The following is a 24,405-nucleotide window of genomic DNA, read 5'->3' on the forward strand; positions in this document are numbered from 1 at the left end:
GCCGCGCGCCAATGCGGACTTGAGCAACTCCAGAGCTTCGGCCCAGGATGACGCCCATGACACAGGGACGACCGACCCAGGGACGACCGACCGAGGAGCGCCCGGCACCGGGACGAGGGCCGCTCAACCGCCGCCTCGCCGGATTCGGCACGACGATCTTCGCCGAGATGTCCGCGCTGGCCCAGCAGACCGGCTCCATCAACCTCGGCCAGGGCTTCCCCGACACCGACGGACCCGAGGAGATCCGGGAGGCGGCGGTCCGGGCCCTGCGCGCGGGGCACGGCAACCAGTACCCGCCCGGCCCCGGCGTCCCGGAACTGCGCAACGCCGTCGCCGCCCACCAGGAGCGCTTCTACGGCCTGACCTGGTCCCCGGAGACGGAGGTCCTGGTGACGACCGGGGCCACGGAGGCGATCGCCGCCTCCCTGCTCGGTCTCCTCGAACCGGACGACGAGGTCATCGCGTTCGAGCCGTACTACGACTCGTACGCCGCCTGCATCGCCATGGCGGGCGCCCAGCGCGTACCGCTCACCCTGCGCGCCCCGCACTTCCGTCCGGACCTCGACGAACTCCGCACCCTGATCACCCCGCGCACCCGCCTGCTGCTGCTGAACACCCCGCACAACCCGACCGGCACCGTGCTCACCCCGGACGAACTGACCGGGATCGCGGCCCTCGCGGTCGAGCACGACCTCCTGGTCGTCACCGACGAGGTATACGAGCACCTCGTCTTCACCGGGGCGCACCACCCGATCGCCGCGCTCCCCGGGATGCGCGAGCGCACGGTGTCCGTCTCGTCGTCGGGGAAGACGTTCTCGTACACCGGGTGGAAGATCGGCTGGGTGACCGGCGACGCGCCGCTGGTGGCGGCGGTGCGCACGGCGAAGCAGTATCTGACCTTCGTCAGCGGGGGCCCGTTCCAGTACGCGATCGCCGAGGCGCTGGCCCTGCCGGACACGTTCTTCACCGGCTTCCGGGCCGACATGCACCGCAAGCGGGACCTGCTGGCGAAGGGCCTGCGCGCCGCGGGCTTCCGGGTGTACGAGCCGGAGGGGACGTACTTCATCACCACCGACATCTCCCCGTTCGGCGACGAGGACGCCTACGCCTTCTGCCGCGCGCTGCCGGAGCGCTGCGGGGTGGCGGCGGTGCCGGTCTCGGTCTTCTACGACGACCCGGAGGCGGGCCGCAGCCAGGTCCGCTTCACGTTCTGCAAGAAGGACGACGTGCTGGAGTCGGCCGTGGAGCGGCTGGCCCGGCTGGGCTGAGAGATCGCAGGGTGCACCGGCTTCGGTGAAGACCGTGCACCCTGCGACCGGCCGGAGCTCATTCGGTGTCCTTCGGGTGCCGTGGAGAGGCGTACACGAGGATCACGGTGGAAGTCTCCACACTGACCAGGTAGCGCACCCGGCCGCCACTGGTGACCTCGTACTCCCACTGCTCCAGGTCGGAGCCCTTCCACGCCTTGCTCGCGTGCCTCCCTCGCAGCTGGTGCTGGCGGTTCCAGTTGGACCGGCACAACGGGTCGGCGCGCAATGCGTCCAGGCAGCGATGGGTGCTCGGCAACGCCACACGGCACAGCTCCTCCCAGCCCGTCACCGCCTCGGTGGTCCCGAAGACGACGTTCCACCCGCTGAGGGGCGGAACACTGACCCGGTCCCCCTTCTTCGGACTCACCCACGCACCTCGACGCTGCCGTGCTCATCACCGTCGAGCGGACGCAGCGATTCCTGGAGCTGCTCGGGATCGGCGTTGATGCGAGCCGTGGCGCGCCAGGAGACGATCGCGCGATGCACGGCCTCTCCCGCCCCCAATTCGGCGGCGTCCGAAAGCGCTTCAAGAAGCTCGACGGTGAAGGCCCGAACCTCTTCCGCGTCCAGATGCCGCGCCCAGGGGAACACCTCGGGCAGTGCGAGGAGGAGTGCCCTGGCACCGTCGTCCTGCTTCATCAGCGCGAGGAAGAGCCGCGAGGCGGTGGTCAGGTTCTCCTCCGCATCCTCCGCACGCACGGCCGTGGTCAGGATCATGTCCGGCGCGTCCCGGTGCGTGACCCGAAGCCGCCCCAAGGCAGCAGCTCTGGCCGCGACGCCCTTGGGATTGCGGGAGAGGTCGGTGAAGGAGACGGATTCCGTTTCTGCTTCCAGACGTGCGGTCGACATGATCAGAGCTTACTCAGATCACGATCTGATTTCAAGGGGCTGCCAGGCTCTGCCGCGCCCGCCTGGACCCTCCGCGAGAGGAACGACCTGCAAGAAGGACGACGTGCTGGAGTCGGCCGTGGAGCGGCTGGCCCGGCTGGGCTGAGGCCCGGGGCCACGGGAACGGCCCGGGGCGGCGGTCGCGATGACCACTGCCCCGGGCCGTAACCGGTGCTTCGGAGGACTAGGCGCCCGCGGGCTCCTCGCCGTCCGTCTTGCCCTCGGCGGGCTGGATGCCGAGGCGGTCGACGAGCCACTTGTCGAACTCGATCGAGGCGCGCACCCAGCTCACCGTCGAGGAGACGAAGTGCTCCAGGCTGACGCCGGTGCCGATGAGCATCTGCGCCTCACCGATCAGCCGGACGGAACCCGTCTCGCCCTCCTCGCCCTCGTGGGCGTGGGTGTAGACCTTGGGCCACAGGGTGCGGCGGTTCCAGTCGTCGATGGCGTCCAGCAGGACGGGACGCTGGTCCAGGTCGTGCGGCCGGTCGTAGAACGTACGGACCGAGAAGACCTGCTGCTCCGCCTCGCCGCGGAACATGAAGTACGTCCGGAACTCCTCCCACGGCGCCGCGAGGTCGCCCTCGTCGTCGACGACGTACTTCAGCTCCATCTGGTCGAGGAGCTGCTTGACGAGGTCCTGGTCAGGGACGACGGGGCCCTCCGGTCCTGCCGCCTGCGGTTCGGGCTGGCCCCCGAAATTAGGAATCGAGGACGGATCGATGCTCACCGTTATTTCCCTTCGTGCGGTTGCGGCCATCCTCTCCCATGGCGGGCGGGGCATGGCAAGCCCCGGCGGCCCCGATCAGCCACAAGCTGACAGACAGCGTGGGCCGGCGGGGCTCGCCGGGCGTTCGATCACAGCGTGCGACGCGCCATGACCAGCGGTTACGAGGCGGGGCCGACGATCAGACCGTCCTCGGCCCGGTCCACCCGTACGGTGTCACCGTCGCGGACCTCGCCGGACAGGATCTCCTTGGCGAGCCGGTCGCCGATCGCGCTCTGGATGAGCCGGCGCAGCGGACGCGCCCCGTAGGCCGGGTCGTTGCCCTCCTGGGCGAGCCAGGCCAGCGCCTCGGGTGTGACGTCGAGGGTGAGCCGCCGGTCGGCCAGCCGGGCGGCCAGCCGGTCGATCTGGAGCCCGGCGATGTGCGCGAGCTCGTCGCCGGACAGGGCGGAGAAGACCACGAGGTCGTCGAGCCGGTTGATGAACTCCGGCTTGAAGGACGCCCGCACCACGTCCAGCACCTGCTGCTTCTTCACCTCGGGCTTGACCAGGGGGTCCATGAGGAACTGGGAGCCGAGGTTGGAGGTGAGGATCAGGATGGTGTTGCGGAAGTCGACCGTGCGGCCCTGGCCGTCGGTGAGCCGGCCGTCGTCGAGGACCTGGAGCAGGACGTCGAAGACCTCGGGGTGGGCCTTCTCGACCTCGTCCAGGAGCACGACGCTGTAGGGGCGGCGGCGGACGGCCTCGGTGAGCTGGCCGCCCTCCTCGTACCCGACGTAACCGGGCGGGGCGCCGACAAGCCGCGCGACGCTGTGCTTCTCGCCGTACTCGCTCATGTCGATGCGGACCATGGCCCGCTCGTCGTCGAACAGGAAGTCCGCGAGCGCCTTGGCCAGCTCGGTCTTGCCGACGCCGGTGGGGCCGAGGAAGAGGAACGACCCGGTGGGCCGGTCGGGGTCGGCGATCCCGGCCCGGGTCCGGCGTACGGCGTCGGAGACGGCCTGCACGGCCTCGGTCTGCCCGATCAGCCGCTTGCCGAGCTCGGACTCCATGCGCAGCAGCTTCTGCGTCTCGCCCTCCAGCAGCCGCCCGGCCGGGATGCCGGTCCAGGCGCCGACGACGTCCGCGATGTCGTCCGGCCCGACCTCCTCCTTGACCATGGTGTCCTTGTCCTTCGCCTCCTGCTCCGCCTCGGCGGCCTCCTCCAACTCCCGCTCAAGCCCCGGGATCTCCCCGTACAGCAGCTTGGACGCGGCATCGAAGTCGCCGTCGCGCTGGGCGCGTTCGGCCTGGCCGCGCAGCTCGTCGAGACGCTCCTTGAGCTCACCGACCCGGTTGAGGCCCTGCTTCTCCTTCTCCCAGCGGGCGTTGAGGCCGCGCAGCTCCTCCTCACGGTCGGCGAGGTCGCGGCGCAGCTTCGCCAGGCGCTCCTTGGAGGCGGGGTCGGACTCGTTCTTGAGGGCCAGCTCCTCCATGCGCAACCGGTCGACGGAGCGCTGGAGTTCGTCGATCTCCAGCGGCGAGGAGTCGATCTCCATCCGCAGCCGGGAGGCGGCCTCGTCGACCAGGTCGATGGCCTTGTCGGGGAGGAAGCGGGAGGTGATGTAACGGTCGGAGAGGGTGGCGGAGGCCACCAGCGCCGAGTCCGCGATCTGCACCTTGTGGTGGGCCTCGTAGCGGCCCTTGAGCCCGCGCAGGATCGCGATGGTGTCCTCGACGGACGGCTCGGCGACCAGCACCTGCTGGAAGCGGCGCTCCAGGGCGGGGTCCTTCTCGATGCGCTCGCGGTACTCGTCGAGCGTGGTCGCGCCGACCATGCGCAGCTCGCCCCGGGCCAGCATCGGCTTGAGCATGTTGCCCGCGTCCATGGCGGAGTCGCCGCCCGCGCCGGCGCCGACGACGGTGTGCAGCTCGTCGATGAACGTGATGATCCGGCCGTCGCTCTCCTTGATCTCGGAGAGGACGGTCTTCAGCCGCTCCTCGAACTCGCCGCGGTACTTCGCTCCCGCGACCATCGCGCCGAGGTCCAGCGAGACGAGCCGCTTGTCCTTGAGGCTCTCGGGCACGTCGCCCTTGACGATGCGCTGGGCGAGCCCCTCGACGACGGCGGTCTTGCCGACGCCGGGCTCACCGATGAGCACGGGGTTGTTCTTCGTCCGGCGCGACAGCACCTGCACGACGCGGCGGATCTCCTGGTCGCGGCCGATGACCGGATCCAGCTTGCCCTCGCGCGCGGCGGCCGTGAAGTCGGTGCCGAACTTCTCCAGCGCCTTGTACTGGCCCTCCGGGTCGGGTGTGGTCACCCGGCGCCCTCCCCTGCTCGTCTCGAACGCGGCCAGCAGCTTCTTGGCGCCGGCCCCTTGTCCGTCGAGGATCTCACCGGCGCGCCCGCCCTTCGCGGCGACGCCGATGAGCAGGTGCTCGGTGGAGATGTAGTCGTCGCCCAGCTCCTTGGCCCGCTGGGCCGCGTCCTGGATGACGGCGAGCATCTCGCGGTTGGGCTGCGGCGGGGCGACGGTGGACCCGGTGACACTGGGCAGCCCCCCGAGCAGCCGCTCGGTCTCGCCGCGCACCAGCGCCTGGTCGGCGTCGACGGCGGCGAGGAGGTCGGTCACGTTCTCGTTGTCCTGCCCCTCCAGCAGCGCGAGCAGCAGGTGCCCCGGGGTCAGGTCGGGGTGTCCGTCCTTCACGGCCCGGTTGGTGGCCGCGTTGATGGCGTCGCGGCTCTTGTTGGTCAGCTCGGCGTCCACGTGTGGTTACTCCTCCTCGCAGCTGGGGGCGTGCGTGCACGCGTCTCACATTGACTTCATCAACGTGCACAAAGTTGAGTCTATTCCACTCAAGGCAGTGATCGCACGCGGCCACGGCAGCGAAATCAGCGGCGGAGGCGGCTTCACCGGCGCGCACCGGACCTCAAAGACACCTCGCCCGCACACGCAGCAGCAGCCGAGGCGGCCTCGCGCACTCACCGGGGCCCTTGGGAGACGGCCTCGCCCGCACCCGCCACAGCAGCCGAAACGGCCTCGCGCGCTCACCGGGGCCCTCCGGACACGCCCCCGCACCGCACGCGCCGGACCCTCGGACACGGCCTCGCCCGCACGCGCCGCGAGCCTCCGGCCACGGCCCTCGTACGCTGCCCTCATGGCAGACGTACGCAACCCCTCCCCCGCATACGTGGCGTTCTGGCGCGAGAGCCACCTGTCCACGCTGACGACCCCCCGCCCGGACGGCACACCGCACGTGGTGCCGGTCTGTGTGACGTACGACCCGGAGGCCGGGGTCGCACGCGTGATCACCGACGGGGGCAGCCGCAAGGTCGCCCACATCCGCGCGGCCGGCCCCGACGGGGCACGCGTGGCCGTCTGCCAGATCGACCGGGCCCGCTGGGCGACCCTGGAGGGCCGCGCGGTCATCCGCACCGAGCCGGAGGCCGTCAAGGACGCGGAGGCCCGCCACGAGGAGCGCTACGGCCGTCCGCCGCGGATCAACCCGACCCGGGTCGTCATCGAGATCACCCTCGACCGGGCGCTCGGCAAGGCCTGAGACCGCCGCGCCACGACCGGCCGGCCTGGCCCCGGACCCGGAAGCCTGCCGTCACACTGCCGTCGCCGCCCGGAGCGCGGCAGGCGGCAGGCGGCAGGCGGCAGGCGGCAGGCGGCAGGCGGCAGGCGGCAGGCGGCAGTGTGACGACACGCCCTGGGCAGCACAACGGCGCCACCGTGTTCAGGTCACGGTGGCGCCGCTGTGTGGGGGAAGCGCCTGGAGCGACAGGTGACGACGGGGGAATCGCTCAGGCACTGCGGGGGGTGGCGGAAAGGGGTTCTGCGTCGAACAGCTCGTGGTCGCGCTGATCGAGGTTGACGAAGATCATGCCGTACCTGACGGCACAGCGAACCGGCTGCGGGGCGCCGCGGGGCCGACGGAGGCAGCGATAGGCGCGGACGTCCTCGTCCTCTTCCATCACCACGACGATCGGCTCTCCGAACAGGGTGACCATCAACGAGTCGCCACGGCGGGGGAGGGCCGTGAGCAGATCGATGAAATGCCACCCTGAGCGATAGGCGGTTGCCATCTCGCGCCGGAAGGTGCGGTCGTCCGGCGGGGTGCTCATGCCTGGGCTCCGTCCGACAAAGCGGCGCCGGACGGCGAACCGGTCACCGCTTCCGTTCCCGTCGCCTTCGCGGGCATCAGGTCCCAAGCCAGGTCTGGAGGCGGAGCTGCCAGCGCGTGTGCGCCGACCGCACCGTTGGTCACGCCGCCCTCAACGAGGTCAAGAACACTCAGCGCCCCGGTCGTCACCCCGACAGAGAGGGCAACAGCAAGCACCGAGCGAAGCGTTTTGTAACTCATGGTGGGCTTCGTCCTCACTTCCAAGGTTTCCTCTCCCCCGCAAACAAGACGATGGCCCATCCAGGCACGTCAATGCCACAGAACCGATGCATCATGTTCCTGCTGATTCATGTTCCTGGGGGGTGGAGAATTGACCACAGAAAGAACTAAAGCGACACATCCCCACGCGGTAAGCGCCATGTGCGACGAGGGGGCGCGGCTTTACGCCAGCGCGCTGAGCGTGGGCAAGATCGCTCGTGTCGAGACAGAGGACGCTCCCTGCCTGCTGGAGTTCGCCCTGCTGCACCCGGATCCCGACGATGCCACCTGGCTTCGGCCGGTGCCACCGTCAGCGGCGCTGACGCAGCGACTCCACCCGATCGAGCGAGAGATCCAGGAGCGCAGGCGGCTCTCGGTCGAGCTCACCGAGGCTTTCGAACCCTTCATGGCCATCAGCGCGCAGGCGCCGCCGACGACGCACGCCATCACGGTCCTCGAAGGCATCGACCGCATCAACGCGTCGATAGAGCTCGCGCTCGCCGAGTGCCACTCGGAAGTCCTGACGATTCAACCCGGGGGCGGACGCAGCGAGAACGCGCTGACCATCGCCATGGAGCGCGGCAGGATGCTCACGGCACGCGGCGTCGGCATGCGCACGCTCTATCAGCACACCGTTCGCCACAGCCACGGAACGCTCAGCTACGCCGCTCAGATGGCCGAGAGCAAGGTCGAGATCCGAACGCTCGAAGAACTCATAGAGCGGCTCATGATCTTCGACAACACCGTCGCCTTCATCCCGGCCACGGACGACCGAACCGTCGCCCTGGAACTGCGGCACCCCGGCATCGTGGAGTACCTGGCCAAAGTCTTCGAGCAGCTCTGGCACCGGGCGGTGCCCCTTCAGGAACAGATTCCGTACGACTCCAAGTCGGACGGGATTTCCGGCGTACGGCATTCCATCGCGAAGCTCCTCGTCGAAGGCCACGTCGATGAGGCGATCGCCCGCCGCCTCGGCATGAACGTACGGACCTGCCGTTCGCACATCGCCAAACTCAGCGTCGCGCTGGGGAGCAACAGCCGGGCCCAACTCGGCTACCTCATCGCACGATCAGGAATCCTGGAATCAGACCCCGACCATGCCGTCTCCCCTGGCACCGGGGCATGACCGAACGCGAGCAGAGCGCGCGGCCGGGCCCCGGCTGACGGCCGTTCTCAGACGTCCCGGCGGGTGAAGAGACGGGTGCCGGACAGGGACATCGCCGCCGTCCAGCACACGAGCAGCAGCAGACCGTACGGCGCCGCCAGCGCGTCCGGGAATCCGGAGGCGCCGCCGAGCACGGCGAACTCGGCGCGCTCGGGCAGGAACCGGCCCAGCTCGGGGAGCCGGCGAGCCGCGCGCCCATGACTCCGTACGGCAGTGACTCCGTACGGCAGTGATGCTCCGCGAACACCCCCCAGCACCACCGAAGGGTTCAAGGATCCAGATGACCGACACCGCCTCCCTCCCCCTGCCCGCCTCCACCGAGGACGACCACTACGGGGAGATCTCCGTCGAACTCCTCGGCGAGAAAAGGGAGAAGCTCGTCGTCAGCGGCGAGCGGATCCCGACCGTCACCATCGTCCGCGCCCCGGAGGCGGAGGTGGACGACCACATCGTCATCGGCACCCGCGACCCCCGGCACCTGACGATCACGGTGGACGGCGAAGGCGCGACGATCACACCGGGCAAGGGCAAGCTCCGGCGGCAGACCTACCGGGTCGACGTCCGCCACGCGGGCACGCACTACCGGCTCGTCCCCAACTCGATCCCGTTCAGCAAGCTGACCCGCGACGGCAGGCACCTCGGGGACTTCTCCTCGGACGGCGACCGCCGGGTGATAGCGGAGTGGCAGGAGGAGGCCGGGATGCCCGAACCGCTGGACGCGGCCATCGGCTACGCGCTCTCGGCGGCGTTCGGCACGGGCGGACAGCCGATGTGGATGATGCTGGTGGACGCGGTCAGCACGGCCCTTCCGTAGGCGGTACGCCCGTCCACGCCCGAAGTCCCCTGCCGGAAGGCACCCTTCCGGCAGGGGACCTCCCCGTGGCGCGGCCCGGCCGCCGGACCCGTCCCGGCCGTCAACGGCGCGGCCGCCCTCGTCTGCTCACTCCCGCCGACACCCACCACCTTGTCAGCGGACCGAGCCGCTCCGGGCGGCGATCACTGCCAACTTGCCGCACCGATCCGGCCACTTGGTGCCGGCCTTCGGCCACCTCGGCCTCGCCGCAGCGCGAGCGCACCGGGCACACGACGACGGCCGGGGCGGACGAACACAGGTGTGTCCGTCCGCCCCGACCGTCGTCCGACGGACAGTCCGTCGCGGAACTCAGGGCTTCGGCTTGGGCTTCGGCCGCCACACCACCAGCGCACCCGTCTGCTGCACGTCCTGGTACGGCACCAGGTCCCGGCGGTAGGAGGCGTGCACCTGGGCCTCACGCTGCTGCATGGCGACCGCCGCGCCGTCCACCGCCGCCGAGAGCTCGGCGACGCGCTGCTGGAGCGCGGTCACCTGGTTCTCCAGCTCGATGATCCGCTTGATGCCCGCGAGGTTGATGCCCTCGTCCTGCGACAGCTGCTGCACGGTGCGCAGCAGCTCGATGTCACGGGCCGAGTAGCGCCGGCCGCGCCCCGCCGTACGGTCCGGGGAGACCAGGCCGAGACGGTCGTACTGGCGCAGCGTCTGAGGGTGGAGACCCGAGAGCTGGGCCGCGATCGAGATCACGTACACCGGGGTCTCATCGGTCAGCTGGTACGGATTGCGTCGACGGCCGTCCATCTCAAGCTCCCTTCGCGGCCTGGAACAGTTCCGCCCGCGGGTCCTCGTCCGCGGTCGCCTTCCGGTAGGCCTCCAGGGCGTCCCGGGCCTCCTGGCCCAGGTCCCTGGGGACCGCGACCTCCACGGTGACCAGCAGGTCACCGCGGGTGCCGTCCTTGCGCACCGCGCCCTTGCCCCGGGCGCGCATCGTACGCCCGTTGGGGGTGCCTGCGGGAAGCTTCAGCGTGACCGGGGGCCCGCCGAGCGTGGGGACCTTGACGTCGCCGCCGAGCGTCGCCTCCGGGTAGGTGACGGGCACGGTGACCGTGAGGTTGTCGCCCTTGCGGCCGAAGACCGGGTGGGCGTCGACGTGGACGACGACGTACAGATCGCCGGCCGGTCCGCCGCGCTCGCCCGCGCCGCCCTTGCCGCGCAGCCGGATCCGCTGGCCGTCGGAGACGCCCGCCGGGATGCGCACCTGCATGGTGCGCGCCGACTTCGCCCGGCCGCTGCCCTTGCAGACGTCGCAGGGGTCCTGGGCGATGAGGCCCCGGCCCTTGCAGTCCACACAGGGGTCGGTGAGCGAGAAACCGCCGCCGCTGCCGCGCGAGACCTGGCCGGTGCCGACACAGGTCGGGCAGACCCGGGGGGTGCCGTTCTTGTCGCCGGTGCCCGAACACGCCTTGCAGGGCGCCTGGCTGGACATCCGCAGCGGGACCGTGGCCCCGTCGACCGCCTCGGTGAAGCTGAGCGTCACCTCGGACTCGATGTCCTGGCCGCGCCTGGGCTGGACCCGGGTGCCCGTGCCGCCGCGGTTGAACAGGCCGCCGAAGACGTCGCCGAGACCGCCCCCGCCGCCGAAACCGCCGCCCGCGCCGCCCTGTCCGCCGCCCGGGGCCCCGCCGCCGAAGAGGTCGCCCAGGTCGAAGTTGAAGTTGCCGCCCGCACCGCCGGGGCCGGGCCGGAAGCCGCCGTTGCCGAAGAGGGCGCGCGCCTCGTCGTACTCCTTGCGCTTCTTGGGGTCACCGAGGACGTCGTTCGCCTCGGAGATCTCCTTGAAGCGCTCCTCCGCCTTGGCGTCGTTCTTGTTGGCGTCCGGGTGGTACTCGCGGGCGAGCTTCCGGTACGCCTTCTTGACCTCGGCGTCGGTGGCGTCCTTGGGGACGCCGAGAACCTTGTAGTAGTCCTTCTCGACGAAGTCCTTCGTGCTCATCGACGTCCCTCCTTCCGGACGATCGGCCGAGCGGCCGGCCCGTGGGCCGGCCGCCGGGCCGGTCGGTGTGCACCGCGGTGATCAGACGTGTTCCCGTCAGACCTCCTCGGTGCCACCGCTCTCCTCGTCGTCTGCCTTCTTCTCTTCCTTCGCCGCGGCGGGCGTGGCGCCCGGCTGCGGCTCGGCGACGGCCACCCGCGCGGGGCGGATGGTGCGCTCGCCGATGCGATACCCCGGCTGAAGGATCGCCACGCAGGTCGTCTCGGTGACGTCCGGCGCGTAGCTGTGCATCAGGGCCTCGTGGATCGTCGGGTCGAAGGGCTCGCCCTCCTTGCCGAACTGCTGGAGGCCCAGCTTCGCGACGACGGTCTCCATCGATTCGGCCACCGACTTGAAGCCGCCGACCAGCTCGCCGTGTTCCCGCGCGCGGCCGACGTCGTCGAGCACGGGCAGGAGCTCGGACAGGAGGTTCGCGACAGCGATCTCCTTGACCGTGACCCGGTCCCGCTCGACCCGGCGGCGGTAGTTCTGGTACTCGGCCTGGAGCCGCTGGAGGTCTGCCGTGCGCTCGTTCAGCGCCGTACGGACCTGGTCCAGCTGCGCCGTCAGACCGACGGTCGCATCGGAGTCCCCGGCCGGGGCCGCCGCCTCCTCCTCGGAGGAGTCGGCGGCCTTCGGCTCGGCGTCATCAGGGGTGGCGCCGGAGGGGACGTCGGGCTTCTCCTCGAAGCCCGGAGTCTCCTCGGTCACGCCGCACCGCCCTTGGTGTCCTTCTCGTCGTCCACGATCTCGGCGTCGACGACGTCGTCGTCGGCCTTGGCCTGGCCGTCGCCCGGGGCCTCGGCGCCCGGGGCCGCACCCTCGGCCTGGGCGTTGGCGTACATCGCCTGGCCCAGCTTCTGGGAGACGGCGGCGACCTTCTCGGTGGCCGTACGGATCTCGGCGGTGTCCTCGCCCTTGAGCTTCTCCTTCAGCTCGTCGACCGCGGTCTCCACCTCCGTCTTGACGTCGGCGGGGACCTTGTCCTCGTTGTCCTTGAGGAACTTCTCCGTCTGGTAGACGAGCTGCTCGCCCTGGTTGCGCGACTCGGCGGCCTCGCGGCGGGCGTGGTCCTCCTCCGCGTACTTCTCGGCCTCTTCGCGCATCCGGTTGACCTCGTCCTTCGGCAGCGAGGAGCCGCCGGTGACGGTCATCTTCTGCTCCTTGCCCGTGCCGAGGTCCTTGGCGGCGACGTGCATGATGCCGTTGGCGTCGATGTCGAAGGCGACCTCGATCTGCGGCACGCCGCGCGGGGCCGGCGGCAGACCGGTCAGCTCGAACATCCCGAGCTTCTTGTTGTACGCCGCGATCTCGCGCTCGCCCTGGTAGACCTGGATCTGCACGGACGGCTGGTTGTCCTCGGCAGTCGTGAAGATCTCGGAGCGCTTGGTCGGGATCGTGGTGTTGCGCTCGATGAGCTTGGTCATGATGCCGCCCTTGGTCTCGATACCGAGGGACAGCGGGGTGACGTCGAGGAGCAGGACGTCCTTGACCTCGCCCTTGAGGACACCGGCCTGGAGCGAGGCGCCGATGGCGACGACCTCGTCCGGGTTCACGCCCTTGTTGGCCTCCTGGCCGCCGGTCAGCTCCTTCACGAGCTCGGCGACGGCGGGCATACGGGTGGAGCCACCGACGAGAACGACGTGGTCGATCTCGGAGAGCTGGATGCCCGCGTCCTTGATGACGTTGTGGAACGGGGTCTTGCAGCGGTCCAGGAGGTCCGAGGTCAGCTGCTGGAACTGCGAGCGCGTGAGCTTCTCGTCCAGGTGCAGCGGGCCCTCGGCGGACGCCGTGATGTAGGGCAGGTTGATCGTGGTCTCGGTCGAGGACGAGAGCTCGATCTTCGCCTTCTCCGCGGCCTCGCGGAGACGCTGGAGAGCCATCTTGTCCTTGGACAGGTCCACGCCGTGCCCGTTGGCGAACTGCTTCACCAGGTAGTCGACGACGCGCTGGTCCCAGTCGTCACCACCGAGGTGGTTGTCACCGTTGGTGGCCTTCACCTCGACGACGCCGTCGCCGATCTCCAGGAGGGACACGTCGAAGGTGCCGCCACCGAGGTCGAAGACGAGGATCGTCTGGTCGTCCTTGTCCAGGCCGTACGCCAGGGCGGCGGCGGTCGGCTCGTTGACGATGCGCAGGACGTTCAGGCCCGCGATCTCGCCGGCCTCCTTCGTCGCCTGACGCTCGGAGTCGTTGAAGTACGCCGGGACGGTGATGACCGCGTCGGTGACCTTCTCGCCCAGGTAGGACTCGGCGTCGCGCTTCAGCTTCTGCAGGATGAAGGCGCTCATCTGCTGCGGGTTGAAGCTCTTGCCGTCCAGGTCGATCTTCCAGTCAGTGCCCATGTGGCGCTTGACGGAGCGGATGGTCCTGTCGACGTTGGTGACCGCCTGGCGCTTGGCGACCTCGCCGACGAGCACCTCGCCGTTCTTGGCGAAGGCGACGACGGACGGCGTGGTCCTGGCGCCTTCGGCGTTGGTGATGACGGTGGGCTCGCCGCCTTCGAGAACGCTGACGACGGAGTTAGTCGTGCCCAGGTCGATGCCGACCGCACGTGCCATTTCGATTCCTCCAACGGATTACTTGAGCGGATCTGACTCAAGAATGCACGACGCCCGTCCATGAGTCAACAGACCTGAGTCGACCTCGCTCAACTTACATGCTTACGCAGAGCTTATTCACGCCCGCACCCCCGCCACACCACCGCACCGGCGCACGCGACACCCCCTCGCGCACCACCCGGCCCACCGTCCCCCCGTGGGATCGTTCTGTCACAAATTGCCGCGAGACGGCCACAACCGTCACCGACCGGCAGGTTTCAGAGTGGATCGTCACCCATGGTGTCCCATCGAACCTCGAACCCCGGGCGGGCGCGATGCAGAACGCGAGGAAGCGGCACGTACGGCAGATGAGACGGGAGGGCCGGAGGGCGGGGAGCCCCGGACAGCCGCCCTCACGGGCGTACGCGACCGTGTCCGGCACCGCACGGGGCGACTTCCCCTCCCGCCCCGCCGCACGCCTGGCGGGCCTCACCGACCGGGCCCGACGGCTCGCGGACCGGACGCTCCCCCGCTCGACGGCCGAACGCACCCTGGACCTGGTGCTCGGCACCGCGCTGCTCGCCCTGACCTACCCCGCCGTCGCCGCGGCCGCGCTCGCCCTGACCGCGCGGCGCACCCCGGGCGGCGCCTGGGACACCCGGCCCCGGAGCGGCCTGGACGGCCGGGTCTTCGAACTGCGCACCCTGCGCACCCGGCGGTTCCACCTGGACCTGTTCTCCCGGCTCCCGCACGTCGTACGCGGCGACCTCGCCCTGGTCGGCCCCGCGCCCCTTCCCCCCGGGGACCCCCGGATCACCGGCCCCGGCGCCCGGCGGTGGCGGCGGGAACTGCGGCCCGGCCTGACCGGCCTGGCGCAGGTCCGCGCCCGTTCGGGCATGCCCTGGGACGACCCCGCCCTGCTGGACCAGCACTACGCAGAGCACCATGGAGTGGTGCTCGACCTGGCGATCCTCGCCGAAGCCGCCCGCGCCCCGCTGCGGGACCGGCTCCGGAAGGCCCGCCGAACCAAGGCACACCTGAGCGACGCAGATCACCGCCCGCCCGCCTGCGGGAGGGTGGACTAAGTGGATAGTGTCAGCACAGACTAATTAAGTTACTGCTTAGTAGTAGCAGGCAGTATCACGAACCCGACCGGATCCCGCTCTCGCAGGCCCGAGGAGCCCCACTCATGCAACTCGCCGCGATCATCGTGTCGCTGGTGCTGACGGTCGTCGGCGTTGCGCTCATCTGCCGAGCCGTCGCGCAGATCTACCGCTTCGTCCGTCTGGGACAGCCGGTACCAGCAGGCAGCCGCACCGACGACCCCAAGGCCCGCACGATCACGCTGGTCAAGGAATTCCTGGGCCACACCCGGATGAACCGGTGGGGCATCGTCGGCTTCGCCCACTGGTTCGTCGCGATCGGCTTCCTGACACTGCCGCCCACGCTGCTCCAGGCGTACGGCCAGCTCTTCCAGGCCGACTGGGTGCTGCCGGTCATCGGCACGTTCCTGCCGTTCGAGATGTACATCGAGTTCATCGGCCTGATGACGGTCGTGGGCATCCTGGCGCTGATGGCGATCCGGCTGCTGAACCTGCCCTCCCGGGCCGGCCGCAAGTCGCGGTTCGCCGGCTCGAAGGCCTGGCAGGCGTACTTCGTCGAGTACGTCATCCTCACCATCGGCCTCGCCATCCTGGTGCTCCGCGGCCTTGAGGGCGCGATCCACCACGTGGAGAGCTACGACGCCGCGTACTTCGTGTCGTACCCGCTGGTCCTGGCCTTCAAGGGCCTGTCGCTCCCCACCCTCCAGACGCTCATCTACTTCACCGCGATGGTCAAGATCGGCACCTCGCTGATCTGGATGATCACGGTCTCGCTCAACACCAACATGGGCGTCGCCTGGCACCGCTTCCTCGGCTTCCCGAACATCTGGTTCAAGCGGAACGCCGACGGCGAGGTCGCGCTCGGCGCGCTCCAGCCGATGACGACGGGCGGCAAGGAGATCGACTGGGAGGACCCGGCCGAGGACGCCGTCTTCGGCGTCTCCCAGGTCGAGCAGTTCTCCTGGAAGGGCATCCTCGACTTCTCCACCTGCACCGAGTGCGGCCGCTGCCAGTCGCAGTGCCCCGCCTGGAACACCGGCAAGCCGCTGTCGCCGAAGCTCCTGATCATGTCGCTGCGCGACCACGCGCACGCCAAGGCGCCGTACCTCCTCGCGGGCGGCGGCAAGACCATGGAGGGCGAGGAGAAGGCCACCGAGGAGCAGCTCAAGGACGTTCCCGCGGCCGCTCTCGCCGAGGCCGAGCGCCCGCTGATCGGCACGGCCGAGGAGAACGGGGTCATCGACCCGGACGTCCTGTGGTCCTGCACCACCTGCGGCGCCTGCGTCGAGCAGTGCCCGGTGGACATCGAGCACATCGACCACATCGTCGACATGCGCCGCTACCAGGTGATGATCGAGTCCGCGTTCCCGTCCGAGGCGGGCACGATGCTCAAGAACCTGGAGAAGAAGGGCAACCCCTGGGGGCTCGCCAAGAAGGCGCGCGTCGAGTGGACCAAGGAGGTCGACTTCGAGGTCCCGATCGTCGGCAAGGACGTCGAGGACCTCACCGAGGTCGACTACCTGTACTGGGTCGGCTGCGCGGGCGCCCTGGAGGACCGGGCCAAGAAGACCACCAAGGCCTTCGCGGAGCTCCTGCACATGGCGGGCGTCAAGTTCGCGATCATGGGCGGCGACGAGAAGTGCACCGGTGACTCCGCCCGCCGCCTGGGCAACGAGCCGCTGTTCCAGCAGCTCGGCCAGGAGAACGTGGCCATGCTGAACATGGCGTACGGCGAGGACGAGGACGACCCGGAGACGAAGAAGCCCAAGGCGTCGAAGAAGATCGTCGCGACCTGCCCGCACTGCTTCAACACCATCGCCAACGAGTACCCGCAGCTCGGCGGCGAGTACGAGGTCATCCACCACACGCAGCTGCTCCAGCACCTCGTCGACGAGGGCAAGCTGATCCCGGTGACCCCGGTCGAGGGCCTGATCACGTACCACGACCCCTGCTACCTGGGCCGCCACAACAAGATCTACACCCCGCCGCGCGAGATCATCGCGAAGGTCCCGGGCCTGCGGAACGAGGAGATGCACCGCCACAAGGAGCGCGGCTTCTGCTGCGGCGCCGGCGGCGCCCGGATGTGGATGGAGGAGCGGATCGGCAAGCGCATCAACACCGAGCGCGTCGACGAGGCCCTCGCCCTCAACCCGGACATCGTCTCCACCGCCTGCCCGTTCTGCCTCGTCATGCTGACCGACTCGGTCAACGGCAAGAAGAACGACGGCCAGGCCAAGGAGTCCGTCCAGGTCGTGGACGTCTCGCAGCTCCTCCTGGAGTCCGTGAAGACGCCCATCGACCCGACCGGTGACGCGGAGCAGGTGGACGCGCCGGAGCCGGAACCGGCAAAGTGACGTAACGCATCCGTGCGACGAAGCGGCCGGACCTGCCTCGGGGGCAGGACCGGCCGCTTCGTCGTGCCAGGGGCCGCGATGGCCGGAAGCGACGTGACGACCGCCGCAGGCCGACTGTGAAATCGGACATGTACGCGACGACGTAACGGGAGCATCATGAGCCCCGGAGAAGCCCGCCAGGGCTCCCGGGACCCGTCCCGCGGCACACCCGGGGACACCTCCCGGACACCTCCCCGGCACCGGCGGGGAGGCACAGGTCGACGAACACCGAACGAGGCCCCCGTGCGCCCACGCCCCCGTACCCGCACCGAGCACCCGCAGGCAGCGGTCACCCGCAGGGTGACGGCCTCCCTCACCGCCGGCGGTACGGCCCTGCTGCTGGCGCTCACGGCCTGTACGGGCCCCTCCTCAGCCTCCGACGGCAAGAACGGCGACACCCCGCCCCCGGCGCAGGCACGGCCCCAGGCACAGACGGTGAGCACGCCCGTCCCCCGCGGCACCGGCAGCCGCGTCCCGTACGACTTCAACGGGGACGGCCACCGCGACCTGGTCATCGACGACCTGGTGAAGGCCCCCGGGAACAGCCACGGCGACGACGCGGGCATCGGCATCGTCTACGGCACCGCCGACCCCGGCCGCCCGCTGGACCCGGCCACCCGGCAGCTCCTGAGCGCCCGCGCGAACGCCGCGAAGTCCGGCGACACCCTGCCCGCCGCGTTCGACGCCGAGGCAGCCTGCGACCTGGACCGGGACGGCTTCACCGACCTGATCGTCTCGACCGACCCCCCGTACAACGGCATCGGAGCCCCGCCCGTACCGCTCCAGATCCTCTTCGGCTCCCCGCAGGGCCTGACGGGGAAGGCCGTCACCGTACGCATCCCCCAGCAGGCCCGGTCCGGCAACGAGTGGCCCGAGCAACCGGTCTGCGGCGACTTCGACGGCGACGGGAAGGCCGACCTCGCGGTCACCGCCAGCGCCGGCCGGGTCACCTTCCTGCACGGCCCCTTCGCCCGCACCGGGGCCCCGCGCAGCGCGGAACTGCTGCCCGACGGCGGCCCGTACCTCTACGCCCCCGAGCCCCGGTCCGACACCGACGGCGACGGTTACGACGACCTCGTCGCCGCCACCCTCCCGCACGCCCCCGGACAGGCGGGCCGGGGCACCCTGCTCCTCGGCTCCCCCGAGGGCCCGGCGCGGCCGGGCGGCACGTACGCGTTCGCGGCGGAGGACGTCCCCACCGCACCGCTGGGGACGGCGGGCGCCACCCGCACCACCCTCCTGAACCACGGCGACTACGACGGCGACAGGAAGCCGGACACGGTGGTGCGCACATACCGGGGCGAGCTGCGGGACCTGATCGCGCTCTACCGGGCGGGTACCACGGACGAGCCCCTCGTCACCTTCTCCACGACGCTCTTCCTCCCCTGAACTCCCCCTCCGCGGGCCCGGGGTGCGGCCCTTAGGGGATGTCACAGCTCGGCCGCAAAGGCGCCCGGGTCCGCCCGGCCCCCGCTCCCCGCCCCCGGGGACCAGGTACGTTCGACGGGTGGCTGGATTCAGGATCGGACGCGGCCGGGACAACCGCACCCCGCAACAACCGCAGCAGCAGCGGCAGCAGCCGTACGGAGGGCAGGCACCACAGCCGCCGTACGGTGCTCAGCCCTGGCCGACGGCAGGAGGCCCCGGCAACGGCACGGCACCACCGCCGTACGGAGCCCCGCAGGGCGCCCCGTACGGCAACGGCGGCTACGCGGGCCACGGGCAGCAGGGCGGACCAGGCCACGGCGGCGGGCACGGGGGCCACGGCGAACCGGAGTACTTCGGCGACCCGTACGCGGAGCCCGCGCCCCACGACCCGTACGCCAACAATCCGGGCCACACGCAGGCGTTCCGCGTCGACGAGGACCCGTACGGCGAGGGCAACACCTACCGCGCCGGTTCCGCCCCCGCCCAGCCGGCGGGCCCGCGGCTGCGCTGGAAGGAGCTGCTGAGCGGCATCGTGACGCGCCCGGGGCCGACGTTCTGGCAGATGCGGGACTACCCGGTCTGGGGCCCGGCGCTGGTCGTCACGTTCCTCTACGGCCTGCTCGCGCTCTTCGGCTTCGACCAGGCACGCGACGAAGCGATCAACGCGACGATCTCGACGGCCATCCCGTACGTCCTGTTCACCGGCGTCGGCTTCGTCATCGGCGGCCTGGTCCTCGGCGCGGTGACCCACACCCTGGCCCGCCAGCTCGGCGGCACGGGCTCGTGGCAGCCGACGGTGGGCCTGTCGATGCTGATCATGTCGATGACGGACGCCCCGCGCCTGCTGTTCGCCGTCTTCCTGGGCGGCGAGAACTCGCTGGTCCAGATCGTGGGCTGGCTGACCTGGCTGGCGGCGGGCGCGCTGTTCACATCGATGGTGAGCAAGTCGCACGACCTGCCGTGGCCGAAGGCGCTGGGAGCGTCGGCGATCCAGCTGATCGCACTGCTGTCGATCATCAAGCTGGGCACCATCTGAGCGGGTGACGTGCGTGGGCCCCGGAACGCTTCCGCGTTCCGGGGCCCACGCACGTCAGGTCCCACGGGTCACAGGTCCACGGGGCGGGTCACAGGCCCACGGGGTGCGGCCCTACGGGCCACGCCCCTGCCGACAGTCAGGGCGGCCTAGGCGTCGAGGACCTGCCCGTCCCGCCGGACGACGGGCTTCTCGACCGACCACGGGAAGTTGATCCACTGATCGGTCTTCTTCCACACGTACTCGCACTTCACGAGGGAGTGGGACTTCTCGTAGATGACGGCGCTGCGCACCTCGGCGACATGGTCGACGCAGAAGTCGTGGACGAGCTTCAGCGTCTTGCCGGTGTCCGCGACATCGTCGGCGATCAGGACCTTCTTGTCGGAGAAGTCGATCGCGTTGGGGACGGGCGCCAGCATGACGGGCATTTCCAGGGTGGTCCCGACCCCGGTGTAGAACTCCACGTTGACGAGGTGGATGTTCTTGCAGTCGAGGGCGTAGGCGAGCCCGCCGGCGACGAACACCCCGCCACGGGCGATGCTCAGCACCACGTCGGGCTCGTACCCGTCATCGGCGACGGCCTGGGCGAGCTCGCGCACGGCGCGCCCGAAGCCCTCGTAGGTAAGGTTTTCCCGCACGTCACTAGCCATGGTCGATCACACCTGGGTCCGATGGAAGTTCTGGAAGGACCGCGAGGCCGTCGGCCCGCGCTGCCCCTGATAGCGCGACCCGTACCGCTCGGAGCCGTACGGGAACTCGGCGGACGAGGTCAGCTTGAACAGGCACAGCTGCCCGATCTTCATCCCCGGCCACAGCTTTATCGGCAGCGTGGCGAGGTTCGACAGCTCCAGGGTCACGTGCCCGGAGAACCCGGGGTCGATGAACCCGGCCGTCGAGTGCGTCACCAGACCGAGCCGCCCGAGCGAACTCTTGCCCTCCAGCCGCGAGGCCAGGTCGTCGGGGAGCGAGATCACCTCGTACGTGGACGCCAGCACGAACTCCCCCGGGTGGAGGATGAAGGCCTCGTCCCCCTCCGGCTCGACGGTCCGCGTCAGATCGGGCTGCTCCACCGCCGGGTCGATGTGCGGGTACCGGTGGTTCTCGAACACCCGGAAGAAGCGGTCCAGCCGCACGTCGATGCTCGACGGCTGCACCATCGAAGGGTCGTACGGGTCGATACGGACTCGCCCGGCGTCGATCTCGGCCCGGATGTCCTTGTCTGAGAGAAGCACGCCCCGAGGATACGCAGAACGCGCGAGCCCGCCCCAACCGGACCACCCGCGCGCCCCTGCGCCACCACCTCTCCCGACGGCTGCCACCGCCCGGCCACGTCCCTCCACGGGCGGACGACGACTGCCCCGCGACCGAGTACGGCTGCCACCGGCCGACGACCACCGCTCGGCCACGACTGCCGCGTCGTATCGACCACTGTGCTGTTGCGACCACGGCGTCGTGACGACCACGGCGTCATTACGACGACCGCATCGTGCGGACGCCGATTCGTTCGTCGGCCACTGCCGCTGCCGCTGCGGCCGCGGCCGCGGCGACCGGATCGCCACGCCGCTCCAGCCGCCTGATCACGCCGACCGCCCCGCTACGGCGATCGCTCCGCTCCGGCTACCGATTTCGCTCCGGCTACCGATTCGCTCCGCTCGGGCTACCGCTTCTCGAACGCCACGGGGACGGCCTGCCGCAACCGGGCGCACCGGGGACACCGGATCAACCGCCCCGGCCCGATCCTGTCGGCCCCGAGCTGCTGCATCGGAAACGACGAGGTAGTGAAAACGTGCCCCTCGGCACAGCGGACGACGGTGCGCTGCATCGAATCCATCAAGTCCCTTCCCCAACCACATCTGGACGAGACCGCCACATTAGGGGATGAACAGGACGCCACTCCACGCGGCACTCCGACCACCCACGCTACGCCCCCAACTCCCGCCCATCACAACCTCGTCCACCCAGCACCCACCCAGGGGCACACAACACGAAGGCCCCACGGCGCATCCGCCGGGGGCCTGGCATGGGGTACAGTGTGGAACGATGCAGAGCCGGTGATCGGCATGCTTCGCGGGTGTAGTTTAATGGTAGAACATGAGCTTCCCAAGCTCAGAGCGCGAGTTCGATTCTCGTCACCCGCTCCACGACTGAGGCCCAGGTCATCGACCCGGGCCTTGTTTGTTGTCTCGACCTGTCTACGTGCTCCTCCGTGACCGGAGCTGAGCGAGGACATGCTCGACCGGCAAGTCGCACCGATCCTTGTCCTGCTCCCAGAAAGCGAGTACCCGAGCCGTGGCCTCGGCCATGTCCGGGGGCAGGTCAGCCGCGCGGAGCGTATCGGCGATCTCGTCCATCTCCGGCGCCCAGCGCCAGGCTCGGGCTGCCACGCTCGGTAGATACTCCGGATCGGAGAGGATCGCGGAGATCATGACCTCGGCTTCGGCTGTGAGCTGATCACCGACTCCATGGGCGTCGGCGAGCGCGTGAGCGACTCCGGCGAGGGTGCGGGCGGCCTTCTGGTAGCTGGAGAAGGCCATCTTCAGCGCGGAAGCGGAACCGAGTGTGTCCCCGACGCGGCACACGTGCAGCGCAGAGTCCGTGAACAGCGACGCAACCAGCTCGACGGCAGAGTCGGCCCCTGCGAGGTAGAGCCGTGTGGCACGCCCCGCGCCTGGCGGCTGACCGAAAACGGCACCGTCGACAACTGCGGAGCCGGGGCGGATCTCGTCAGCGATGCGCCGTACGCGTTGCGGGCTGATGGCGTTGACGTCGGCGTACACTCCCGCGAAGCCGTGCGCGGCCACCGCCGCCGCAACGTCCTCCGCCGCCTGTGGTGGGCAGACCGAGAGAACGACCGCGCTTCGGGACAGCGCTTCCGCGAGCGAGTCGTACGCCGTCGCACCGGCCTCTCTCCCGCGGACCCAGGTGTTCTCACTGCGGCCCTTGGTCACCGACAGCGCCTCATGGCCGCCGGCCACGAGCTCGGCGGTGATCGCCGCGCCCATGGCTCCAGGGTGGAGGACGGTCACGGTGATCACTGGCTGCCTCCGGCGGTGCGCGACGTGGAATGTTCCTCATCCCCATGATCCGCTGTCGTTCGGCACCGGCGGCTTCGGGATCAATGCCTGATGGCCGTCTGGGCACTGATGGCGGACAGAAGTGCCTCCGGTCTCGGACTCGCCGTTCAAGACGGGACAGCGGTACATGGGCCGCGGCCCCGACGGTCCTTGCAGCTCGTCTCACGCTGAAGCCGCGTCATGGGTACCGTGCAGGAGACGAACTCTGTACGGACAGACCGGCGGCCGCGCCGGATCGTCCGGCGGCCGGGAGGTGTCCTGATGCTGGAGGAAGCCGAGGAGATCGGCAAGCGCGCTCGCAGGGCGCGGCTGCGACTGGGCATGCCGCAGGCCGACCTGGCGACGGCCCTCGGGAAGTCCCAGGGCTGGGTGTCGAAGATGGAGCGTGGCCTGATCGAGCTGGACCGGGTCGGCCTGCTCAACCAGGTGGCCGCAGAGCTGCACGTCCATCCGAACGACCTGATCGGACGCCCGTACAGCAGCTCCCCCGACGACAGCCAGTGGCAGATCGCCGCCTCGTCGATTCTGCGCGAGCTGCGTCGCTACGACCTCGTTCCCGTCTTCGACGGGGATCCCCGACCGGCGTCACAGCTATGGCGTGAGGTGACCCGGCTGCACCGCCTGCGGGACACCGCCTCCAACGTCGCGATTCTCCGAGTTCTCCCGGACCTGTTCCGGGAAGCGCGCGCCCTGGCGGAGGACTCGGACGGGCACGAGCGGGAAGAGGCGTACGCCATTTACGCCGTGTGCTGCAAGTTCGCGCACACCGCCGCGCACGCCCTCGGGCACCCGGAGCTTGTGGCCATGGCGTGCGAACGGGCCGCGTGGTCTGCCAGGTTGTCGGGAGATCCGGTGCTGCCTGCCGTCGCCGACTGGATGCGCGTCTGGGACATGTGGGCGACGGCTGACTGGGCCGACGCTCTGACCCTCTCGGACAAGGCGATCGCCTCGGTGCAACAGCCGTACGAGCAGGGTGATCCGCTGGCCGTACGGGCTTGGGGCACGCTTCAGCTTCGGGCGGCCATCTCCGCTGCTCGGGCCAACCGCCCGTCGGAAGCGGAGGACCGGATCGGGCACGCGAAGGACGCGGCGGAACGCATGGACGCGTACGTAGGGGCACCGGTGTACGACCGGCATTCGCTGACGTTCTCCGCCGGGAACGTGCAGATCCACGCGATCAGCGTGGCCCTGGAAATGGGCAAGCAGGGCAAGGCGCTGGAGATAAACCGCCGCACCAGCCCGAGCCTGGTCGGGGCACTGCCCAACTCACGTCAGGGCCACCACCACATGGACGTGGCGCGGGCCTGGCTGTGGGACGGAAACCGGGCAAAGGCCCTCACCGAGCTGGAGACGGCTGAGCGGATCGCGCCGCAGCTCGTACGGAACCATCCCATCGCCCGTTCAACGCTTCGCAGCATCGTCTACGCGGAACGAGCAGCCACGAGGGAGAAGCTGCGGCACATGTCCGACCGCTTTCACCTGGACGGATAGGGGTCGTATTCCTCCGGCTCATATTCGAGGCCCGTCCTGTCC

At 70.0% G+C, this 24,405-nt stretch carries 23 protein-coding genes and 1 tRNA gene; 10 read left to right on the forward strand and 14 right to left on the reverse strand.

The features are described from left to right. Positions 1 to 56 precede the first annotated feature (56 nt). Positions 57 to 1,268, forward strand: coding sequence for a pyridoxal phosphate-dependent aminotransferase (locus tag KME66_RS15485; RefSeq protein WP_073218958.1), 1,212 nt, complete (start codon positions 57 to 59; stop codon positions 1,266 to 1,268). Between the two features lie 58 nt (positions 1,269 to 1,326). On the opposite strand, the gene KME66_RS15490 is transcribed toward KME66_RS15485, so the two are convergent. The 4 genes from KME66_RS15490 to clpB form a co-directional block, all read right to left on the reverse strand. Next, complete coding sequence (locus KME66_RS15490) at positions 1,327 to 1,677, reverse strand: hypothetical protein (RefSeq protein WP_216322931.1); 351 nt, start codon at positions 1,675 to 1,677, stop codon at positions 1,327 to 1,329. Continuing rightward, on the reverse strand, positions 1,674 to 2,159 hold the full coding sequence (locus tag KME66_RS15495) for a prevent-host-death family protein (RefSeq protein ID WP_253208358.1): 486 nt from the start codon (positions 2,157 to 2,159) through the stop codon (positions 1,674 to 1,676). Before KME66_RS15495 ends, KME66_RS15490 begins: the two co-directional genes overlap by 4 nt. Before the next feature lie 223 nt (positions 2,160 to 2,382). Next, complete coding sequence (locus KME66_RS15500) at positions 2,383 to 2,928, reverse strand: YbjN domain-containing protein (RefSeq protein ID WP_073218955.1); 546 nt, start codon at positions 2,926 to 2,928, stop codon at positions 2,383 to 2,385. Positions 2,929 to 3,086: 158 nt separating this feature from the next. Then, positions 3,087 to 5,675: an ATP-dependent chaperone ClpB gene (gene clpB, locus KME66_RS15505; protein WP_073218953.1), complete on the reverse strand. Its 2,589-nt coding sequence runs from the start codon at positions 5,673 to 5,675 to the stop codon at positions 3,087 to 3,089. A 391-nt stretch (positions 5,676 to 6,066) separates the two neighbouring features. Here clpB and KME66_RS15510 point away from each other — a divergent pair, with 391 nt between their 5' ends. Further along, positions 6,067 to 6,468, forward strand: a complete 402-nt coding sequence (locus KME66_RS15510) for a pyridoxamine 5'-phosphate oxidase family protein (RefSeq protein WP_216322934.1) — start codon at positions 6,067 to 6,069, stop codon at positions 6,466 to 6,468. Positions 6,469 to 6,715: 247 nt separating this feature from the next. On the opposite strand, the gene KME66_RS15515 is transcribed toward KME66_RS15510, so the two are convergent. Further along, positions 6,716 to 7,036, reverse strand: coding sequence for a hypothetical protein (locus tag KME66_RS15515; RefSeq protein ID WP_003967571.1), 321 nt, complete (start codon positions 7,034 to 7,036; stop codon positions 6,716 to 6,718). Then, positions 7,033 to 7,275 (reverse strand): hypothetical protein, encoded by a 243-nt coding sequence (locus tag KME66_RS15520; RefSeq protein ID WP_236726286.1) that lies wholly within the window; start codon positions 7,273 to 7,275, stop codon positions 7,033 to 7,035. Before KME66_RS15520 ends, KME66_RS15515 begins: the two co-directional genes overlap by 4 nt. Before the next feature lie 109 nt (positions 7,276 to 7,384). Between KME66_RS15520 and KME66_RS15525 the strand changes: the two genes are divergently transcribed. After that, the gene (locus KME66_RS15525) at positions 7,385 to 8,419 is read left to right on the forward strand and encodes a helix-turn-helix transcriptional regulator (protein WP_216322937.1); all 1,035 of its coding nucleotides are present in this window, start codon (positions 7,385 to 7,387) and stop codon (positions 8,417 to 8,419) included. A 47-nt stretch (positions 8,420 to 8,466) separates the two neighbouring features. On the opposite strand, the gene KME66_RS15530 is transcribed toward KME66_RS15525, so the two are convergent. Next, positions 8,467 to 8,715, reverse strand: coding sequence for a hypothetical protein (locus tag KME66_RS15530; protein ID WP_253208359.1), 249 nt, complete (start codon positions 8,713 to 8,715; stop codon positions 8,467 to 8,469). A gap of 23 nt (positions 8,716 to 8,738) precedes the next feature. Here KME66_RS15530 and KME66_RS15535 point away from each other — a divergent pair, with 23 nt between their 5' ends. Beyond that, positions 8,739 to 9,272 (forward strand): hypothetical protein, encoded by a 534-nt coding sequence (locus KME66_RS15535; RefSeq protein ID WP_216322940.1) that lies wholly within the window; start codon positions 8,739 to 8,741, stop codon positions 9,270 to 9,272. Positions 9,273 to 9,620: 348 nt separating this feature from the next. On the opposite strand, the gene KME66_RS15540 is transcribed toward KME66_RS15535, so the two are convergent. The 4 genes from KME66_RS15540 to dnaK all read right to left on the reverse strand — a co-directional run bounded on the left by KME66_RS15540 (position 9,621) and on the right by dnaK (position 13,862). Further along, positions 9,621 to 10,070, reverse strand: a complete 450-nt coding sequence (locus tag KME66_RS15540) for a helix-turn-helix domain-containing protein (protein WP_010063167.1) — start codon at positions 10,068 to 10,070, stop codon at positions 9,621 to 9,623. A gap of 1 nt (position 10,071) precedes the next feature. Continuing rightward, positions 10,072 to 11,262 carry a molecular chaperone DnaJ gene (gene dnaJ / locus KME66_RS15545; RefSeq protein ID WP_073218940.1) on the reverse strand — a complete coding sequence of 397 codons (1,191 nt, stop codon included), beginning with the start codon at positions 11,260 to 11,262 and terminating at the stop codon, positions 10,072 to 10,074. Positions 11,263 to 11,358: 96 nt separating this feature from the next. Then, positions 11,359 to 12,012 (reverse strand): nucleotide exchange factor GrpE, encoded by a 654-nt coding sequence (gene grpE / locus KME66_RS15550; RefSeq protein WP_073218937.1) that lies wholly within the window; start codon positions 12,010 to 12,012, stop codon positions 11,359 to 11,361. Further along, the gene (gene dnaK, locus KME66_RS15555; RefSeq protein WP_073218932.1) at positions 12,009 to 13,862 is read right to left on the reverse strand and encodes a molecular chaperone DnaK; all 1,854 of its coding nucleotides are present in this window, start codon (positions 13,860 to 13,862) and stop codon (positions 12,009 to 12,011) included. The genes grpE and dnaK overlap by 4 nt, the downstream gene beginning before the upstream one ends. 410 nt (positions 13,863 to 14,272) lie before the next feature. Here dnaK and KME66_RS15560 point away from each other — a divergent pair, with 410 nt between their 5' ends. The 4 genes from KME66_RS15560 (at position 14,273) to KME66_RS15575 (ending at position 19,801) form a co-directional block, all read left to right on the forward strand. Beyond that, positions 14,273 to 14,926 (forward strand): sugar transferase, encoded by a 654-nt coding sequence (locus KME66_RS15560; RefSeq protein ID WP_216322943.1) that lies wholly within the window; start codon positions 14,273 to 14,275, stop codon positions 14,924 to 14,926. A gap of 104 nt (positions 14,927 to 15,030) precedes the next feature. Continuing rightward, complete coding sequence (locus tag KME66_RS15565) at positions 15,031 to 17,298, forward strand: (Fe-S)-binding protein (RefSeq protein ID WP_216322946.1); 2,268 nt, start codon at positions 15,031 to 15,033, stop codon at positions 17,296 to 17,298. A 282-nt stretch (positions 17,299 to 17,580) separates the two neighbouring features. Next, positions 17,581 to 18,726 carry a VCBS repeat-containing protein gene (locus KME66_RS15570; RefSeq protein ID WP_253208360.1) on the forward strand — a complete coding sequence of 382 codons (1,146 nt, stop codon included), beginning with the start codon at positions 17,581 to 17,583 and terminating at the stop codon, positions 18,724 to 18,726. Between the two features lie 118 nt (positions 18,727 to 18,844). Then, positions 18,845 to 19,801 (forward strand): Yip1 family protein, encoded by a 957-nt coding sequence (locus KME66_RS15575; RefSeq protein ID WP_216322951.1) that lies wholly within the window; start codon positions 18,845 to 18,847, stop codon positions 19,799 to 19,801. A 146-nt stretch (positions 19,802 to 19,947) separates the two neighbouring features. Here KME66_RS15575 and KME66_RS15580 read toward each other — a convergent pair whose 3' ends face one another. Then, complete coding sequence (locus tag KME66_RS15580; protein ID WP_018514097.1) at positions 19,948 to 20,448, reverse strand: phosphoribosyltransferase; 501 nt, start codon at positions 20,446 to 20,448, stop codon at positions 19,948 to 19,950. Positions 20,449 to 20,454: 6 nt separating this feature from the next. Then, positions 20,455 to 21,030, reverse strand: a complete 576-nt coding sequence (dcd, locus tag KME66_RS15585; protein ID WP_030723081.1) for a dCTP deaminase — start codon at positions 21,028 to 21,030, stop codon at positions 20,455 to 20,457. Between the two features lie 835 nt (positions 21,031 to 21,865). Between dcd and KME66_RS15590 the strand changes: the two genes are divergently transcribed. Beyond that, positions 21,866 to 21,939: transfer RNA gene (locus KME66_RS15590), tRNA-Gly, on the forward strand. Between the two features lie 51 nt (positions 21,940 to 21,990). Here the strand turns inward: KME66_RS15590 and KME66_RS15595 are convergent. Beyond that, positions 21,991 to 22,833, reverse strand: coding sequence for an NAD(P)-dependent oxidoreductase (locus tag KME66_RS15595; RefSeq protein WP_216322954.1), 843 nt, complete (start codon positions 22,831 to 22,833; stop codon positions 21,991 to 21,993). 300 nt (positions 22,834 to 23,133) lie between these two features. Between KME66_RS15595 and KME66_RS15600 the strand changes: the two genes are divergently transcribed. After that, positions 23,134 to 24,363, forward strand: a complete 1,230-nt coding sequence (locus tag KME66_RS15600) for a helix-turn-helix domain-containing protein (RefSeq protein WP_216322958.1) — start codon at positions 23,134 to 23,136, stop codon at positions 24,361 to 24,363. Positions 24,364 to 24,405: the final 42 nt, after the last annotated feature.

This window comes from Streptomyces sp. YPW6, from assembly GCF_018866325.1.
Lineage (GTDB): Bacteria > Actinomycetota > Actinomycetes > Streptomycetales > Streptomycetaceae > Streptomyces.